The organism is Streptomyces sp. NPDC089424 (genome assembly GCF_044749345.1).
Lineage (GTDB): Bacteria > Actinomycetota > Actinomycetes > Streptomycetales > Streptomycetaceae > Streptomyces.
This window is the reverse complement of record NZ_JBIVHU010000002.1, coordinates 295,736-311,199: the sequence shown is the minus strand read 5'-3', so window position 1 is coordinate 311,199 and position 15,464 is coordinate 295,736. Positions and strand designations below refer to the sequence as shown.

The window sequence follows — 15,464 nt, the reverse complement described above, 5'->3', positions numbered from 1 at the left end:
CGCCGCCCCGCCGGACGAGATCACACATCCGGCCCCGACGAGTGGGCCCGAAGAGCACCTTGTATCGCCGCCGAGTCGTCAGCGCATGCGGGTGATCGTCTTGTGCTCGACATAGCCGGTCAGACCCACCGTGCCGTACTCACGGCCCAGGCCGCTGGCCTTGTATCCGCCGAAGGGGCCGTCGAAGCTGATGGGGGAGCCGTTGAGCGTCACCGTGCCGGTGCGCAGTCGGCGGGCGACATCCAGGGCATGCTCCGGGCTGGAGGACCAGATGCCGCCGGACAGACCGTACTCCGAGTCGTTCGCGATCTTGATCGCGTGCTCCTCGTCGTCGTAAGCGATGACGACCAGGACCGGGCCGAAGATCTCCTCCCGCGCTATGCGCATGCGGTTGTCCACGTCGGCGAACAGGGTCGGAGTGACGTAGTTGCCCGTCCCCAGCCCCTCGGGCACCTGCGGTCCACCCGTGACGAGGCGGGCGCCCTCCTCGATGCCAAGCCGGATGTAGTCGATGACGCGCTGCTGCTGATCGGGACGGATCATCGGACCGATGAAGGTGTCCGGGGCAGAAGGGTCGCCGACCGCCAGGGACTCCACCATGTCCTTGAGTACGGCGACGGTCTCGTCGTAGCGGCTGCGCGGGGCGAGGATGCGGGTTTGCAGGATGCATGCCTCGCCGTTGTTGCCCAGGGAGCCGAACCGGAGTCCCTGAGCCACGGCGGTCAGGTCGGCATCCTCGAGGATGAGAGCGGCGGACTTGCCGCCGAGTTCGAGGCTCACCCGCTTGAGCTGCTCACCGGCGATCGAGGCGATGCGGCGTCCCGCCCGGGTCGAGCCAGTGAAGGCGATCTTGTCGATGTCGGGGTGGGAGACGAGGTATTCGCTGGTGTCCCGGTCCGCCGGCAGCACGCTGAGTACGCCTTCGGGCAGGCCGGCCTCCTGCCACAGGTCGGCCAGCAGCGCCATGCTCAGGGAGTTTTCCGGAGACACCTTCAGCACCACGGTGTTGCCTGCCAGCAGTGCCGGGAACAGCTTGGCGCTGGCTGCGGAGAAGGGTGAGTTCCAGGGGATGACCGCGGCGACCACGCCGATCGGTTCCCGCCGCACGATCGTGTCGAAGGGCACGGCCGGATCCGAGGGGGCTATGACCTCTTCCCAGCCGAACTCCTCCGCGGCCTTGAGGTCGGCATTGGCCTGACGCGTCAGGAAAGGCTGGCCTGCCCTGGTGAACCAGCCCGCCGAGCCGTTCTCCGCGGAGATGAGTGCGGCGATCTCGTCGGCGCGCGCGGAGCGCAGGGCGTCGTAGCGCCTGATGATCTCCTGCCGCTCTCGGGGAGAGGTGCGAGGCCACGGGCCGTGGTCGAAGGCTGCGCGTGCCGCACTGACGGCGGCGTCGACGTCGTTCTCGGCAGCCTGCGCCACGCGGCCGAGAACCGAGTGGTCGTGGGGGGAGCGAATGTCGAGCAGCAGTGCAGGGTCACTGGGGGAGACCCAGGAACCGCCGATGAAGAGTCGGTCACGGATGATCATGTCTGTCACTACCTTCTTGCTGGATGGGGGAGGCCGGCGGGCGACGTGCCACCTGGCCGCAGTGGCGAAAGGGACTTCGAGGGGCAGTGCGGGGCAGGCGGATCGGGGCTCAGCCCGCTTGGGAGGTCTGCGGCCGGACCACCTGCGCGACGGGAGTGTCGGCAAAGTCCTCGAGACCGTCGAGGTCGGTGGAGATGCTGACGTCGTGCCAGGCGGCGTCCTCGGCAGCGCGGGCCGCGGAGATCTGCGGCGCGAGCCAGGCTGCGTCCGAGCCGAGGAGAAGACGGACCGGGGGATGCGGTACTTCCGTCATGCGCAAAATGACCGCGGCCATTTTGGCGGGGTCGCCGCGCCGTACGTCCGGGTTGTTGCTGTAGGAGCGGACGAAGGCGCCGACGGTCTCCTCGTACTCCTCACGCAGGGCCGGCATGGACAGGGACGCCCACGGTGTGCGGATCCCCCCGGGCTCGACGAGGGTGACCCGGATCCCCAGAGGAGCCGCCTCGCGGGCGAGGATCTCGGTGAAGCCGCCCAAGGCCCACTTCGACGACTGATAGGCAGCCAGACCCGGCTGGTTGCGTCGTCCGCCGATGGTGGAGACGTTCACGATGCTGCCCGAGCGCTGCGGTCGCATCACGGGCAGGGCGGCCCGCACCAAGTTGACCACTCCGAAGAAGTTGACCTCGAAGTCGGCCCGGAAGGCTGCCTCCGGGATGTCCTCGATCGAGCCGACGCTGCGTGTGCCGGCACTGTTGACCAGTACGTCCAGGCGGTGGAACTCGCTTACGGTGTAAGCGACCGCGTCGCGTGCGGCGTCGGGGTCGGTGACATCCAGCGCCCGCACGCGGAGCCGGTCGCCGCAACCGTCGGGCACGGGTACCGCGTCGGCTGAAAGGTCGGTCGCAACCACCTGGTGCCCCGCTTCCAGAGCGGCACCGACCAGGCTCGCACCCAGCCCACCGGCCGCCCCGGTGATGAGAAGGACCTTGCTCATAAGACTGTCTCGATCCTCCGTCAGGCGCCCCGAGGCATCAGGCTTCGGCGCCGGACGGTGAAGAGCGCCATCTGGTGTGGCGGGGTTCAGGAAACGTTCGGAAAGTCGGTGGAGCGGCTGACGTCCGCCCACTGCCGTGCCTGCTCGAGCTGCTCCTCCCCGGCGGCGAGGGCGATCTCCAACGCGTCACTGCCAAGCAGCAGCCGACGCGGAGGTTCGGCCGCGTCCACCGCGTTGACGATCGCCCGGGCCATGCGGTCCGGGTCCCCGGGCTCCTTCCCGCTGTAGTCGGCGAAGGCCGCCAGCCACTGCCCGACGGTCGGCTCGTAGTCGGGGTGAATCGTTCCCGAGACGGATGCCGCGCCCGCTGCCCACCCCGTACGGATGCCGCCGGGCTCGACGATGGTCACCTTCACACCGAAGGGGGCCACTTCGTTCGCCAGCACCTCGGAGAACCCCTCGACGCCGAACTTCGCCGTCTGGTAGGCGCTGAGCCCGGGGGTGCCGCCCACACGGCCGCCGATGGACGAGATCTGCACGACGTGCCCGGAGCGCTGGGCGCGCAGGATCGGCAGTGCCGCTCTGGTGACATTGATGACGCCGTACAGATTCGCCTCGACCTGGGCGCGGAACTCGTCCTCGGGGAAATGCTCGATCGACCCGCTGGTGGCGTATCCGGCGTTGTTCACGACCACGTCGAGGGAGCCGAAGCGCTCCACGACGGTGGCCACCACGTCGCGGGCCTCGGCGGGGGACGTGACATCCAGGCTCACGGTCTGTAGCCGCTCCGGATGTTTCGCCTTGAGGTCGGCCAGTGCATCGGGTCGGCGCGACGTCACCACGACCTGGTCCCCTGCCGCCAAGGCCACGACGGTCAGCGCCTTGCCCAGCCCCTGGGAACCACCGGTGATCAGCCAAGTCCGCGCCATGGTGCATTACTCCTGTCTCTGCTGGAACCGGGCCGCAACGTCGCGGCCACCTCTTCACTGTAGATGTAATCTCAGAAAACGCAACATCAGTGTTGCGGTAATGGTTTTGGTCGCAGCCACAACGTTGCGAAAGGCCATGTAAGTGCCCATGGCTGGTAACATGTCGGGATCATGAGAGCTGACGCCGCACGGAACCTGAGTAACGTCCTGCGCACGGGGGCCCGGCTCCTTGCCGAGGACCCGGGCGCCTCGATGGCGGCCATCGCAAGCGCGGCAGGCGTGGATCGCACGACAGTGCATCGACGCTTCGCCACACGCGAAGCGCTGCTCGCGGCGGTATTTCAGGCGAAGCTCGACTCCGCAGAGCAGGTCCTGGACGACGCCAGACTCCTGCAGGCACCGGTGCCCGTCGCGCTGCACCGTTACGTGGAGGGGATCATCCCCGTCAGTAGGGAGTGGCCCGTCGACACAGGTCGCATGATGCAGCAGGACCCGAGCGCCAGCGAACGACGGCAAGAGCAGAGCCAGCGACTCACGAGGTTCATCGAACGCGCCATCGACGAAGGGTTTCTGCGCTCCGACGTCTCCGCAGCGTGGGCGAGGGCGGTCCTTGACCAGCTAGTACAAAGTGCGGCGCATCAGTTTCCTGACATGGCTGCCCCGGAGGCGGCCGACATGGTCGTGGATACGTTGGTCCGGGGACTCGGTACGTCCTGAGCCGTGTGCAATCACCTGGCTCTGCCAGCCGGGGCTCGCACAGCAGCCGAAGACACCATGCGACTCGTCCTCACCGGCGACAAAGGGCGCGCACGGGAGATCCGGCACACATACTTCCGCGTTCTGCAGAAGGAGACGGTGTCCCCTAAGGGGTGGCGGCGAGTCGCTCGTACGGTAGCCCGCCAGATCCGCGCCCGCACAGAGCAGTTCAAAGACCACCTAGCGGGCCGGCCACTCACTTGCCGATGCCGCCCCAGAATCGACAGACCCCGGCCTTTCCGGCCGAGGAATCCCAACCTCGGCCGCCACTGACGTCTCGTGCTAAGCCGACTCCCCGCCGAGAAGCGGCGGAGCCGGCATTGCCTCCCAGGAGGGACCCAAGAACCCAGTGCCGACGCGAACTTCAGCTGCGCCGTAGACGGGGACAGCGAAGGACCCTGAGCGGAACATCTGCTCAGGGTCCCGTCCGACAGCGTGAAGCTGCTGCCGCGGACCGCTGTTGGGCGAGTTGTCGAGTCACTGCCGGAGCCGGCTGCACCTCGTCAGGCCAGAACCGGACTCCTCGTTCGCGGCCCATTCGCCAGCGGGTGGGCCCGCAGCCCTCTTCCAGGAGCGGACGTCGACGCCAAGCTCAGGCTGCCGCGAGGAAGGCGGTGAGCCCGTCCAGGAGGATGTTGCTGCCGAACTCGGACTGGTCGCGGTTCTCGGCGCTCTCGAAGGTCTGGGACAGGGTGATCCGGGTGTGGTCTCCGTCGGCGGCCAGGTCGACGGTCATCAGGACGAGCTCCTCGCGGCCGGGCACGCTCATGCCGATCACCAGTCGCTTGTTCTCCACGACCTCGGTGTAGCGGCCGGACAGCGGCACGCGGGTGCCGCCGGGGATGACCATGACGGAGCTCCAGGCGCCGCCGGGCCGGACGTCGAGGACGACCTCTTCGGCGTTGGCCCACTGTCCGTACTGGTCGGCGCGGGTCCAGGCGGCCCAGACCTGTTCGACCGGAGCCTCCAGGGTGCGGGTGATGGTGTAGTCGAAAGTGACGGGGGCCATGTCTGTCTCCTTGTGTCTGATCTCGCGGGTGCGGGACTGGGCTGCACACTCACGGAGAACGTCGGAGCCGATGACACGTTCTCGACACCGCCCGGGCAGATTCTTTTCCTATTTCTGTTGCCCTCCGACACGCGGCCGGGTCGGCCGCCACCGGAGCTCCCTGCGCGACACGCATGCAGGCAGGGGCGTCACGCCTCCGGCTGTGGTCGCCGAGGTCGCGGTACCTGGCAGGCCTTGCCCACGACGGAAGGTAAGCCGTCTTAGCCGCTGTCGACGATCATGTGCTCCACACAACGTCATACCGGGGCGATCGCCATGCTGATCGCGGCAGGGATGGTCAGGTCACGTCAATCGGCGTCCTCCGGGCGCCGCCGGACGGGTGCCAAGGAAGATCGGTTCCTTCACTATCTGTGCCCTGTCATGCGCGAAGGGCATACCCCGCCCGCCCGGCCCCTGTGACGGGCAGGCCGGGGGTGAGGAGGCGTACGGGTGCGCTCGCCGGGTGCAGCAGGGTCTGCTCGCCCTACCACCGGCAGACGCGTCACCGGCTCCTTTACTGCCATAGGGTCTGGTACACGTGTAGTTGCCGATGTCGGTCCCCTGTGGTTGCTGTTCGACGAAGCCGTGGGGTCAAGGGCGGGCAGCGTGCTAGCGGTAGGGAACACCACGGCGAGGCCCGCGACGACCACCCCCACCCCGGCCTGCTCCCGCACCGGACCTACGCCGAACTGGTCGGCGGGCCGCTGGGCGGCCTGCTGCTGGTCATCCACGGGTGGCGGACCGAGGAAGTCGACGACGGTGTCGCCCTGTCCACTGAGTTGTCGCGGTGGCCCGGGGGCCGAGCCCCGACCCGTGCCCCGGCGAGCCTCACGCGCAGGCGCTTGGCGTCAGCTGCCGGTTCTACTACTCCGGTGCGACCTGATAGGGCGGTTGCAGTCGGCTCGCCCCACCTTCATGGGCAGGGCAGGCTGAACGAAGTGTTGGGCTCGGCGGCTCATGCCTTCAGGCGCGTGGTGGGGGCGGTGGCGGATGCGTAAGTCAATCACCTGCAGGATGGGATGTCGGCCTGCGCAGCAGCCACTGTCCGAACGTCCTACGCGGGGGCCGCACCACCACGCGGCCGTGAGCCTTCTGGCCGACCAGTTCCACTCGCAGAGTGACCGGCATGTCGGGATTCATCGAACTATGCCGGTACTTGACGCTGCTGTGTACCAGCTGCAGGCCGTCAGTGTCGACCACGATGCCCGGCCTCGTGACCAGCGTCAGGGTCTTCCCCGTCATGCTCACGTCGATCCGCAAGGTGTCGTGCGTAATCAGTGCGTGAGTGAAGTCGAGTGTCACCTTGCAGTACGTCACCGCAAGCTCCAGCCTCCGCGGTACCACCCAGCGCCCCGCGCGCTCGACCGCGCCGCTGTGGACGTGTTCGATCCGAACTATGTCCTTGGCTTCTGCTCCAGTCGCGCCGACCGCAGCCGACACGGCCGGCAGGTCGCCGGTGAGCGGGGTCAGTTCGCTCAGAGTCCGCGCCGACAGGGCAGCTTCCAGGCGTTCGTCCAGCTCCTCCGCGGTCAGCAGGCCGTCCCCCGCCGCGATACGCAGCACATCCACCACCCGGTCCCGGTCCGCATGAGAGGCTCGCAGCTCGGGCGGCGAGCCGGGGTCAGGGCGTTTCCCGATGGGCGAAATCTCTCCCGACATGCTTCCGTCCTGGTCGTGTCGAACGTCTCCGCGCGACGCGGGCAGCGGCGCGAGTAGAAGACTAACGCTATATCGCGACATGGTGGCGCTGGAGGCATGGGCCAGTGGGACCCTGGACGCCTCCCGGGCCAACCCCAACGACGCCGACGCCTGGAACCAGCGTGACGACGAACACGCGTGGGGCGGCGGTCAGGATGCGCAGCCTGGCCTCGGTGCACTACCAACTGACCGAGCTCGAGGCGAAGGCCGCGATCGTGCTGCTCGCCGCTGATGGTCGGCCGGTGCAGCACGGCTGGTGGGGATGCGCGGAGATCGCGCGCAACAAGTTCCGGCGGTGGGTCGGCAAGTACGGCGGCATGCCGAATGCCCGCCTCATCCTCACCGACGGCGACACCGATCATGTGCTGGCCACCTGGCCCAACTCGCGCTCAGCCGGAGGACGTCGCAGCGGTGTGGGCGTGGCACAAGCGGTGGGCCAGGATGTCGGGGTTTTCGCCGGCACAGCCGTACGCCCTGGCCCACAGAGGTTCCCATGCAGTGCATCGGGGCGCTCGTCTTCCGGGGCATGCGGCAGCCAGTTACCGCGGCGTGGTGAGCAGTCAGTTTTCCAGTGCGCTGTTCAGGGTGGGGCGGCAGTCGATGATGGTGTCGATGCCGACGATCTGCAGGGTGCGCAGGACGGGTTCGGTGGGCGCGGCCAGGCGTAGCCATCCGTCGGAAGCGGTGAGTGTTTGATGTGCGGCCAGAAGGATGTTGATGCCGCTGGAGTCCATGAAGGTGACCTGGTGCAGGTCGATAACGGCGCGGAGGCGGGGTGCGCTGGGAAAGTCCAGGGCCTGGCGCAGTGCCTCACCGCTGTGGTGGTCGATCTCTCCTGCCACGGTCAGGACGTGGATGCCCTCGGCGGTCGTGGTGGTGACCGACAAATGGCCGGGTCGCTGCGCTGGTGCGTGGTTCGCTGCTGCTTTTTCAGCCATGCCGGTCATACTGGCACAGCCAGACCATCGCCCGGAATTGCTCTCCGCACGTGCGGTGACGCCTGCGAAGACGGGTACGCGCGAGGGGGAACGGGGGTAATGAGGTGGTCGTGTTGACTGGATCGGTGCCTGCCGACGAGGCGGACGAGGACGGTAGCAGCGTGCCACCGCCGTGGCCGCTTCGGACCGCCGTGGCTCTGGAGGGGGACGGCACGGCCATTGCGAAGGCCCGCCATCTAGCGGTCGCGTTTCTCACCCGGTGCCGGTCCGAGCACGGCCTGCCGGTCTCGACGCGCGCGATCGACCTGGCGCAGCTGGTGGTGAGTGAGCTGGTCACCAACGCCCGCAAGTATGCGCCGGGCCCGGCGCTGATGGATCTGCGGATCGATGACGATGCGGTGGAGGTGTCGGTGTGGGATTCCGACCCGGTCCTGCCGGTCGCCAGGGCCGCTGACGCCGGCCGGGTGGGCCAGCATGGCCTGGAGATCGTGATGGCCGTCGTGCAGAGTTTCGAAGCGCACCGGGAACCGGTCGGCAAGCGGCTCACCGCCCGCATCGCCCTCACCGACTGACAACGCGACGGCCCCCAGTAGCGCGGCCTGCCACGAACCCGGTCCTGGCCGCCTTCCGCTGCATCGCCGGCGGCCTGTGAACCCCGCCCATCGGCCTCCCCGCCGGCGAAACGGCTGCGGTGGCGGAGTCAGGACCCGCGTGCCGGGCCGGTGGCGTGACGGACGAGGGCAGCCTGGAGTTCCTTGTGCAGTTCTTCGGGCAGGGCTGCGCCTTGGACGTGCTTGAGGACCTGCTCGGCGACGTGGGCGAGTTTGGTGTTGGTGTGCTGGGAGACCTCCCGCAGCACGGTGAAGCCGTCCTGCGCTGTTATCGGCCCCAGCACCGTCAGCGCCCCGATGGCCTGGTCGACCACCGCGTGTGAGCCGATCGCCTCGTGCAGCTGGCGGTTCTCCGCACGCAGCCGTTCCACTTCGGCCTGCAGCTGGCTGACTGCGGCGGTGGCGGGGGTGGGCTGATGGGCCGCTGAGGAAGCCATGCGCTCATCCATGGTGAATCGGGGCGACGTCATTTCGTTCGCCTGCCCAGCATTCCCTTCCAGGATCCCGCCGGCCGCGGCCGGACACAACGCGTGAGTCCCCCAGACCCACGGTCCGAAGGACTCACCCGGTGGGGCTGGATTCCTAACCCCGCTGCCAAGCGAGTAGCCCCCTACTGCCAGGGCCACACCTGCCGCCAAAAGGGTGAGCCCCCCTTGCCGGACACAGACATCACCGGCGTGGCCGCCCACAGCGAACAACAGCTTCTGGAGCCGCACACTGGAGAACTGGCAGTCCGAACTGCTTGCCGTCGCCTCCACGGCCGTATTCGCCATCCACCTCAGGTATCGCGGCTCACCGGAGTCCAAACCGGTCGGCGCCGCCGATGACGCAGCCGGCATCGAGGGGTGATGGAATTCGGCGAACAGGCCCCGCTTGGGGCTACCCGCCCAGCCGGCCGAGATGGCACCCGCCTACGTGTTCCTGGCGTCGTCGAGGGCGAGCTTCATCACGGCGGAGATTCTCAACGCCACGGACGGCACCCCGCTGCCCTGACACGCCTCCGCATGGCGGGCTAGCCCTGTGCAGTTCGAGCGACGTTCGCGAATCACCTGTTTGGCTGTTCAAGGCAGCGGTCATGGCTGTATTTCTCTCCCGCGACCACGGAGGAATCATGTCCGACACCAACCCGCTCAAGGCCGCAGCCAAGAAACTGGCCGATGCTCTTGGCGGTGACGGGCCCGCCGAAGGGATTCCCGGCGCCCCGTCCCCGGAACCCGTCCCAGTGGAGGAGCCCGTCGAGCCGCGCGAACCCCTGCCGCCGAAGCCCGACCAGGGTGCCCCGGAGACCGTCAGCCCTACCGGTCAGCCGACCGGCGCGGAGCCCACCCGCAAGGCACAGAGCGGCCCCTACCTGACCACCGCCCAGGGCACCCGCCTCTACGACACCGACCACTCGCTCAAGTCGGGCGCGCGCGGACCGGTCCTGCTCCAGGACCACCACCTGCGTGAGAAGATCATGCACTTCGACCACGAGCGCATTCCCGAGCGCGTGGTCCACGCCCGCGGCAGTGCGGCCCACGGGGTGTTCCAGGCCTACGGCACCGCCGACAACGTCACCCGCGCTGCCTTCCTGCGCAAGGGCAGCGAGACTCCCGTGTTCGTGCGGTTCTCCACGGTGCTCGGGTCGCGCGGCTCCGCCGACACGGTCCGTGACACCCGCGGATTCGCCACCAAGTTCTACACCGAGGAAGGCGTTTTCGACCTCGTCGGCAACAACATCCCGGTCTTCTTCATTCAGGACGCGATCAAGTTCCCCGACGTCATCCATGCAGGAAAGCCCCATCCCGACCGTGAGATCCCGCAGGCGCAGAGCGCTCACGACACCTTCTGGGACTTCGTCTCCCTGCACACCGAGGCCCAGCATCACACCATGTGGAACATGTCCGACCGCGGCATCCCGCGGTCGTACCGGACCATGGAGGGCTTCGGCGTCCACACCTTCCGGCTCGTGGACGCCGAGGGCGGGACGTCACTGGTGAAGTTCCACTGGAAGCCGAAGCTCGGAGTGCACTCCCTGGTGTGGGAGGAGGCCCAGATCGCCGGCGGCGTCGATCCCGACTTCCACCGCCGCGACCTCGCCGACGCGATCGAGGCCGGCGCGTTCCCGCAGTGGGAGCTGGGCCTGCAGGTCTTCCCGGACACCCCGGAACAGACCTTCGAGGGCATCGACCTGCTCGACCCGACCAAGATCGTCCCGGAGGAGCTGGCCCCGGTGCAGCCCGTCGGCCTCCTCACGCTCAACCGCAATCCGAGCAACTTCTTCGCCGAGACCGAGCAGGTCGCCTTCCATGTCGGCCACCTGGTGCCCGGCATCGACGTCACCGACGACCCGCTGCTGGCCGGCCGGCTCTTCTCCTACCTGGACACCCAGATCACGCGCCTGGCCGGCCCCAACTTCAGCCAGAGCCCGATCAACCGGCCGCACGCGCCGGTCAACGACATGCTGCGGGACGGCTTCCACCAGCAGGCCGTGCACAGCGGGGTGGCACCCTACAAGCCGAACTCGCTGGACGGTGGCTGCCCGTTCTTCGCCGGGGCCGACACCGGAGCCTTCGTCGAGACACCCGTCGAGGTGCCGGCAGCCCGCAAGGTCCGTGAGGCGCCGGCCAGTTTCGCCGATCACTTCAGCCAGCCCCGGCTGTTCTGGCTGAGCATGTCCGCGGTGGAACGCGAGCACATCGTCGCCGCCTACACCTTCGAGCTCGGCAAGTGCTGGAGCAACGCCATCAAGGAACGGCAGCTGCACGCGCTCGCCAACATCGACTCCGAGCTGTGCGCCCAGGTCGCCGAGGGCCTCGGTCTGCCCGCCCCGGAGCCCGCCGAGCCGCCCGTGGACGTGCAGCCGAGCCCGGCGCTGTCCCAGATCGGACAGGAATGGCCCGCCGACGGCCGGATCATCGGCATCGTCGCCGACGGCGCGACCGACGCCGACGGGGTGCGCACGCTGCGCGAGGCGGTCCTGGACGCCGGCATGGTGCCGCTGGTCATCGCACCGGCCGGCGGAAAGCTCGGTACGGGCGAGGACGCGATCACGGTGCAGCGGACACTGGCGACGGCCCGGTCGATCGAGTTCGACGCGCTCGTCCTGGCCGGGGTGCCCGCTCTGGGCGGCGACGCCTTCGGCGCCCGGGACGCCAAGGCCGGCGAGCAGGCCCGACCGGGTGCCCCACTGGACCCGAGGCTCCTGCTTCTCGTCTCCGAGGCGTTCCGGCACGCGAAGGCCCTCGGCGGATGGGCGGATGCCGAGGTCGTCCTGGACGCCGCCGGCATTCCGGCCGGTGCCCCGGGAGTGGTCCTCGCCGACAGCGGCGCGGCCGTCCTGAGCGGCCTCTCCCCGCTGCTCGCCCGGCATCGCGTCTGGGACCGCTTCCCGACCGCCCTCTGAACCCCAGGTAGGTGCGCAGGTCCCCGCCAGGCCGCATGGGCCCCGTGATGCGTGAAGCCACGAGCGGGGCTGAGGATCAGGCAGCGCTGAGGTGAGCGGCCGGCAGTTTGCGGGCCGCCACCTGCGCGGGTCCCTGATACGGGCGCGAGCCGCAGCTCTTCGTCGAGCTCGCCAAGCTCTTGGGCGCGGGCCAGCAGCGAGGTGGCCATGGCCGCCTGGTCAGTCAATGTCTCACCACTGCGCAGCGCGGCATGGTCCCGGACCCAAGCGGTGACATCCCTGACCTGCGCAATGATCAGAAGGACCTGTCCTTCCCGGCCCTGAACCGGCGCGGTGACCGGGCTCCACCACCGCTCTACGGTGTGCTCTGGCGGGCCAGGCACCGCAGAGTCGTAACCCCGCAGCGCGTGCGGGTCCTGCGGATCCTGAGGGAACACCTCGAACACGGAATGACCCAGCAGCTCCCGGGGAGCGCCCGCAGGTATCAAGGAAAGCCTGGGTCGCGTCCAACATCACCAGACCCGGCTTCAGGAGCAGTGTCGGTCCAGGGAACGCGTGGAAGACGGCCGTGTAGTCCACAGCGAAGGACGAGACCTGACCACTGCCGGATGTGCTCACTCTCCGACCTTCACCTTCCGTCCGTCCGGCCGGTCTCGGCCGACCGACACCCGACCTCGCACAACGGCCTGCACATCGTGTCCAGCAGTCACCCCGGCCTGGCTCGTCCGATGCCGGTTCCCGCAGGGGAGCTCGTGTCCTTGACCGTGGCCCGCTGCCCCGCGGGGTGACGGTCCTACGCGCCACACCCGCCCGTGTTCGAGGCCTATTGCCTCTCCGTCGAACACGCGAAAATCTATGCTTGCCAGAGTAGACATTGGGCGGTGGTGTGGTTATGGTTTCCTTCGTAGCCAAGGAAGACAAGAGGGCCTGGCAGAGATGAACTGCCGGTCAGCGGTATCCGCAGTACCCGTAGGTGCAGTGTGCAGGACGGTGCGGTGGTGGAGTCCCGAAGCCAGGGTTGTTGCAGGACGGTGACGGGGCTGACGACCGGACCGGGCGGCCGCAGTGATCAGGGGCCGCCATCAGCGGTACCACAGGTGACGCTTGGTCAGGTCACCAGCAGGTACACGGCAGTTTGCAGAACCAGCAGTACGCAGTCCCGTAGGTAAGTGATCAAGAGGGAAGAACGGAGGGGCTGAGCACCATCAGGATCGCCCGGGCAGAAATGTCGAGCCCGGGTACCGCAGGACATCGATAGTGAGGTGGTCTCCGGTCAAGCAACCGCGATCCCCGCGACCCCGACAGCACCCTGGTCGGGCCAGCGGAAACAGAAGGCCGGCGCAGTACCAGGGCCGGCAGATGGTGTAGTCGTTCCTTCGGGGCCCTGGCGCCAACGGCGCCAGGGCCCCTCCACGCGTTCCACAGAGAGGTGCAATGACAGCAGGCGACACCTTGGGCCGTCTCGACGACGACGACTACCCCGCCTACACCATGGGCCGGGCCGCCGAACTGCTCGGCACCACCCAGAGCTTCCTCCGCGCCATCGGCGAACACCGCCTCATCACCCCACTCCGCTCCGCCGGCGGACACCGCCGCTACTCCCGCTACCAGCTGCGCATCGCCGCCCGCGCCCGGGAACTCGTCGACCACGGCACTCCCATCGAGGCCGCCTGCCGCATCGTGATCCTCGAAGACCAGCTCGAAGAAGCTCAGCGCCTCAACGCCGAATATCGCCGCGCCGCCGACTCGACCCGGCCGACGGCCGCGGCCGGTGACAGCTGACTCCCGGGTGTCCGAGGCTGTGACGATCAGCGCTCCTGCGCCCCGCTCCCTGGCTTAAGGTCGCGCCGAGTTTGCCTTCGTAGTGGGAGAGGGCGAGGCCGAGGAGGTGGGTGTCCATTCGCCGACGAAGAGGCCCCAACGGTCGGCGCGGGCAATCCAGCTTGAGCGAGTCGGCCCAGGCTGCGACGGTGAGCCCCATGGCAGCCATGGCTGCCATGTAGGCGTGTTCGCTGCGGATTCCCACGTGATGCATCTTCTTGATGATCATTGGCTGGTCTCCGTTGTGCGTGGTCGGCGGGGGAGTAACCACAGCAGATGCGCCCTGTCCATCCCCAAGAGATGGCTTTCGGTGGCGCCTGGCCAGACGGTGATGTCGGCCGTGGCCGCGCCGTTGACGGAGTCGTCGGTGGGATTGAGTCGCTTGATCGTGATAGAGGCGACGCTGCCGTCCTTGCCGTAGAAGCACAAGCGGCCGCCAGTGGGACTGCATCCGCTTCGACGCCCGGGCTCATGAAGCGGGTGTTGTCCAGACAGGCCTGCGGGGAGACCTTGCCAATCCCAGGATGGCGAGGCGTGGCATGGCTTAGGAATGCTCGAAATGCACGTGAATCTCGGCCCGATTGGCAAGGGCAGGGGCCTGTCGACTTCGCGGCCCTGCTGGGTCGGTCACGCCAGCAGGCCGGGGGGCCGTCCCTGCGGGTCCTGGGGGAGCGGACCGGACAGGCCTCGCTACAGCAAGGCCCGCCTACTGGACGGTACGGGGGGGGGGCTCCCGTCACGGCGCAGTGCGCGGAAGCTTGAGCATCTCGCTCTGCTGCGAGAGACGTGAAATCACCGATGGCGGGCATCCGGGTATTCCCTGAGCAGGAGGATGCCATGAGCATGACTGACAAGTTGCCGTCCAACGCGCCGCAGCCCGGCTGCCCCTGTTGTCGCGAGGCGGGAGAACACAAGACCCAGGAACCGCAGGAATCGGAGCGGGAACGTCTGAATCGCAGATGGAATGAGATCCTGCAGGAGACGAGAGTCGCGCAGACCGGCGTGCAGATTCTCTTCGGGTTTCTGTTGAGCGTGGCGTTCACTGCGCACTTCCACAGGTTGGAAACCTTCGATCACGTGGTTTACGTGATCACCGTGATACTCGGGGCATCCGCTACCGGAGCGTTGATTGCGCCGGTGTCCATACATCGGCTGCTGTCGGGGCAACGCATGAAGGACCACATCGTCAGGGTTGCGGGCAGGCTGATGGTGTTCGGAATGGTGCTTCTCGCGTTGACCATCGGCGGCACGCTACTGCTTCTCCTGCATGTCGTGGTGCCGAGCCTTCTCGCCGAATTGCTGGTCGGCGGGGTCATGTTGTGGTTCGCCATGTGCTGGTACGGATTGCCGGCCTGGCTTCGTCGACGCTCAGCACGCGACGACCAGGCATGAAATCACGGCGAGTTCGGCACTTCCGCTCGTGAAGTGCCCGGTATCTGGCACTGGCGTCTGCTCGTCTCCGGTGCTGGTGCCGGCACCAGCACCTTCGCCTCCAGCCGTCGCGCTTGGTCCCGAGCCCGGAGGGAAGCGGACAGACACCTCACACGTTCAGGTGCGAGGACGGCGAGAGCGTCCTACAGGACTTCATCTGTAGCAAGGACCAGGTGCTTCACATGCGGTATGTGGAGGGACTCACCCAGGCCCAGATCGGCGAGCGCTTGGGTGTCTCGCAGATGCCCGTCTCCCGGTAACGGGAAGGCGAGCTCGTCAGCAGCTGAGAGGACGCCCTGGGATGGCGGGACCGTGGACGCCTG

General features: G+C 67.9%; 12 protein-coding genes and 4 pseudogenes. 9 read left to right on the top strand and 7 right to left on the bottom strand.

Going from position 1 to position 15,464, the window contains the following annotated elements:
- Positions 1 to 78: 78 nt before the first annotated feature.
- The 3 genes from ACIP2X_RS09015 to ACIP2X_RS09005 form a co-directional block, all read right to left on the bottom strand.
- Complete coding sequence (locus tag ACIP2X_RS09015) at positions 79 to 1,530, bottom strand: aldehyde dehydrogenase (protein ID WP_401669503.1); 1,452 nt, start codon at positions 1,528 to 1,530, stop codon at positions 79 to 81.
- A gap of 109 nt (positions 1,531 to 1,639) precedes the next feature.
- A complete protein-coding gene (locus ACIP2X_RS09010; protein ID WP_401669501.1) occupies positions 1,640 to 2,524 on the bottom strand; it encodes an SDR family NAD(P)-dependent oxidoreductase in 885 nt (294 codons plus the stop codon).
- An 86-nt stretch (positions 2,525 to 2,610) separates the two neighbouring features.
- Positions 2,611 to 3,453, bottom strand: a complete 843-nt coding sequence (locus ACIP2X_RS09005; RefSeq protein ID WP_401669499.1) for an oxidoreductase — start codon at positions 3,451 to 3,453, stop codon at positions 2,611 to 2,613.
- Positions 3,454 to 3,624: 171 nt separating this feature from the next.
- Between ACIP2X_RS09005 and ACIP2X_RS09000 the strand changes: the two genes are divergently transcribed.
- Positions 3,625 to 4,170, top strand: coding sequence for a TetR/AcrR family transcriptional regulator (locus ACIP2X_RS09000; protein WP_401669496.1), 546 nt, complete (start codon positions 3,625 to 3,627; stop codon positions 4,168 to 4,170).
- A gap of 631 nt (positions 4,171 to 4,801) precedes the next feature.
- Here the strand turns inward: ACIP2X_RS09000 and ACIP2X_RS08995 are convergent.
- Complete coding sequence (locus ACIP2X_RS08995; RefSeq protein ID WP_401669494.1) at positions 4,802 to 5,218, bottom strand: SRPBCC domain-containing protein; 417 nt, start codon at positions 5,216 to 5,218, stop codon at positions 4,802 to 4,804.
- A 602-nt stretch (positions 5,219 to 5,820) separates the two neighbouring features.
- Between ACIP2X_RS08995 and ACIP2X_RS08990 the strand changes: the two are divergent.
- Positions 5,821 to 6,140 (top strand): annotated as a pseudogene (locus tag ACIP2X_RS08990) (hypothetical protein).
- A 116-nt stretch (positions 6,141 to 6,256) separates the two neighbouring features.
- Here ACIP2X_RS08990 and ACIP2X_RS08985 read toward each other — a convergent pair.
- A complete protein-coding gene (locus ACIP2X_RS08985) occupies positions 6,257 to 6,916 on the bottom strand; it encodes a DUF1707 domain-containing protein (protein WP_401669491.1) in 660 nt (219 codons plus the stop codon).
- A 599-nt stretch (positions 6,917 to 7,515) separates the two neighbouring features.
- Positions 7,516 to 7,893, bottom strand: a complete 378-nt coding sequence (locus ACIP2X_RS08980) for an STAS domain-containing protein (protein WP_401669489.1) — start codon at positions 7,891 to 7,893, stop codon at positions 7,516 to 7,518.
- A gap of 125 nt (positions 7,894 to 8,018) precedes the next feature.
- Between ACIP2X_RS08980 and ACIP2X_RS08975 the strand changes: the two genes are divergently transcribed.
- Positions 8,019 to 8,465, top strand: coding sequence for an ATP-binding protein (locus ACIP2X_RS08975; protein ID WP_401669487.1), 447 nt, complete (start codon positions 8,019 to 8,021; stop codon positions 8,463 to 8,465).
- Positions 8,466 to 8,593: 128 nt separating this feature from the next.
- On the opposite strand, the gene ACIP2X_RS08970 is transcribed toward ACIP2X_RS08975, so the two are convergent.
- Complete coding sequence (locus ACIP2X_RS08970) at positions 8,594 to 8,941, bottom strand: ANTAR domain-containing protein (RefSeq protein WP_401669485.1); 348 nt, start codon at positions 8,939 to 8,941, stop codon at positions 8,594 to 8,596.
- Between the two features lie 253 nt (positions 8,942 to 9,194).
- Between ACIP2X_RS08970 and ACIP2X_RS08965 the strand changes: the two are divergent.
- From ACIP2X_RS08965 to ACIP2X_RS08940, 6 genes and pseudogenes are all read left to right on the top strand, one after another.
- A pseudogene (locus tag ACIP2X_RS08965) lies at positions 9,195 to 9,353 on the top strand (DUF6766 family protein); the annotation flags it as partial.
- Positions 9,354 to 9,355: 2 nt separating this feature from the next.
- A pseudogene (locus ACIP2X_RS08960) lies at positions 9,356 to 9,497 on the top strand (SDR family oxidoreductase); the annotation flags it as partial.
- Between the two features lie 118 nt (positions 9,498 to 9,615).
- The gene (locus ACIP2X_RS08955; RefSeq protein ID WP_401669483.1) at positions 9,616 to 11,889 is read left to right on the top strand and encodes a catalase; all 2,274 of its coding nucleotides are present in this window, start codon (positions 9,616 to 9,618) and stop codon (positions 11,887 to 11,889) included.
- Positions 11,890 to 13,323: 1,434 nt separating this feature from the next.
- Complete coding sequence (locus tag ACIP2X_RS08950; protein ID WP_401669481.1) at positions 13,324 to 13,671, top strand: MerR family transcriptional regulator; 348 nt, start codon at positions 13,324 to 13,326, stop codon at positions 13,669 to 13,671.
- Positions 13,672 to 14,547: 876 nt separating this feature from the next.
- Complete coding sequence (locus ACIP2X_RS08945; protein ID WP_401669479.1) at positions 14,548 to 15,102, top strand: DUF6328 family protein; 555 nt, start codon at positions 14,548 to 14,550, stop codon at positions 15,100 to 15,102.
- A gap of 164 nt (positions 15,103 to 15,266) precedes the next feature.
- Positions 15,267 to 15,401 (top strand): annotated as a pseudogene (locus tag ACIP2X_RS08940) (sigma factor-like helix-turn-helix DNA-binding protein); the annotation flags it as partial.
- Positions 15,402 to 15,464 lie beyond the last annotated feature (63 nt).

Excerpts from the sequence above, each read along its gene's own strand:
- ACIP2X_RS09015 (WP_401669503.1), bottom strand. The coding sequence starts at position 1,530 with ATGATCATCCGTGACCGACTCTTCATCGGCGGTTCCTGGGTCTCCCCC.
- ACIP2X_RS09010 (WP_401669501.1), bottom strand. The coding sequence starts at position 2,524 with ATGAGCAAGGTCCTTCTCATCACCGGGGCGGCCGGTGGGCTGGGTGCG.
- ACIP2X_RS09005 (WP_401669499.1), bottom strand. The coding sequence starts at position 3,453 with ATGGCGCGGACTTGGCTGATCACCGGTGGTTCCCAGGGGCTGGGCAAG.
- ACIP2X_RS09000 (WP_401669496.1), top strand. The coding sequence starts at position 3,625 with ATGAGAGCTGACGCCGCACGGAACCTGAGTAACGTCCTGCGCACGGGG.
- ACIP2X_RS08995 (WP_401669494.1), bottom strand. The coding sequence starts at position 5,218 with ATGGCCCCCGTCACTTTCGACTACACCATCACCCGCACCCTGGAGGCT.
- ACIP2X_RS08985 (WP_401669491.1), bottom strand. The coding sequence starts at position 6,916 with ATGTCGGGAGAGATTTCGCCCATCGGGAAACGCCCTGACCCCGGCTCG.
- ACIP2X_RS08980 (WP_401669489.1), bottom strand. The coding sequence starts at position 7,893 with ATGGCTGAAAAAGCAGCAGCGAACCACGCACCAGCGCAGCGACCCGGC.
- ACIP2X_RS08970 (WP_401669485.1), bottom strand. The coding sequence starts at position 8,941 with ATGGCTTCCTCAGCGGCCCATCAGCCCACCCCCGCCACCGCCGCAGTC.
- ACIP2X_RS08955 (WP_401669483.1), top strand. The coding sequence starts at position 9,616 with ATGTCCGACACCAACCCGCTCAAGGCCGCAGCCAAGAAACTGGCCGAT.
- ACIP2X_RS08950 (WP_401669481.1), top strand. The coding sequence starts at position 13,324 with ATGACAGCAGGCGACACCTTGGGCCGTCTCGACGACGACGACTACCCC.
- ACIP2X_RS08945 (WP_401669479.1), top strand. The coding sequence starts at position 14,548 with ATGAGCATGACTGACAAGTTGCCGTCCAACGCGCCGCAGCCCGGCTGC.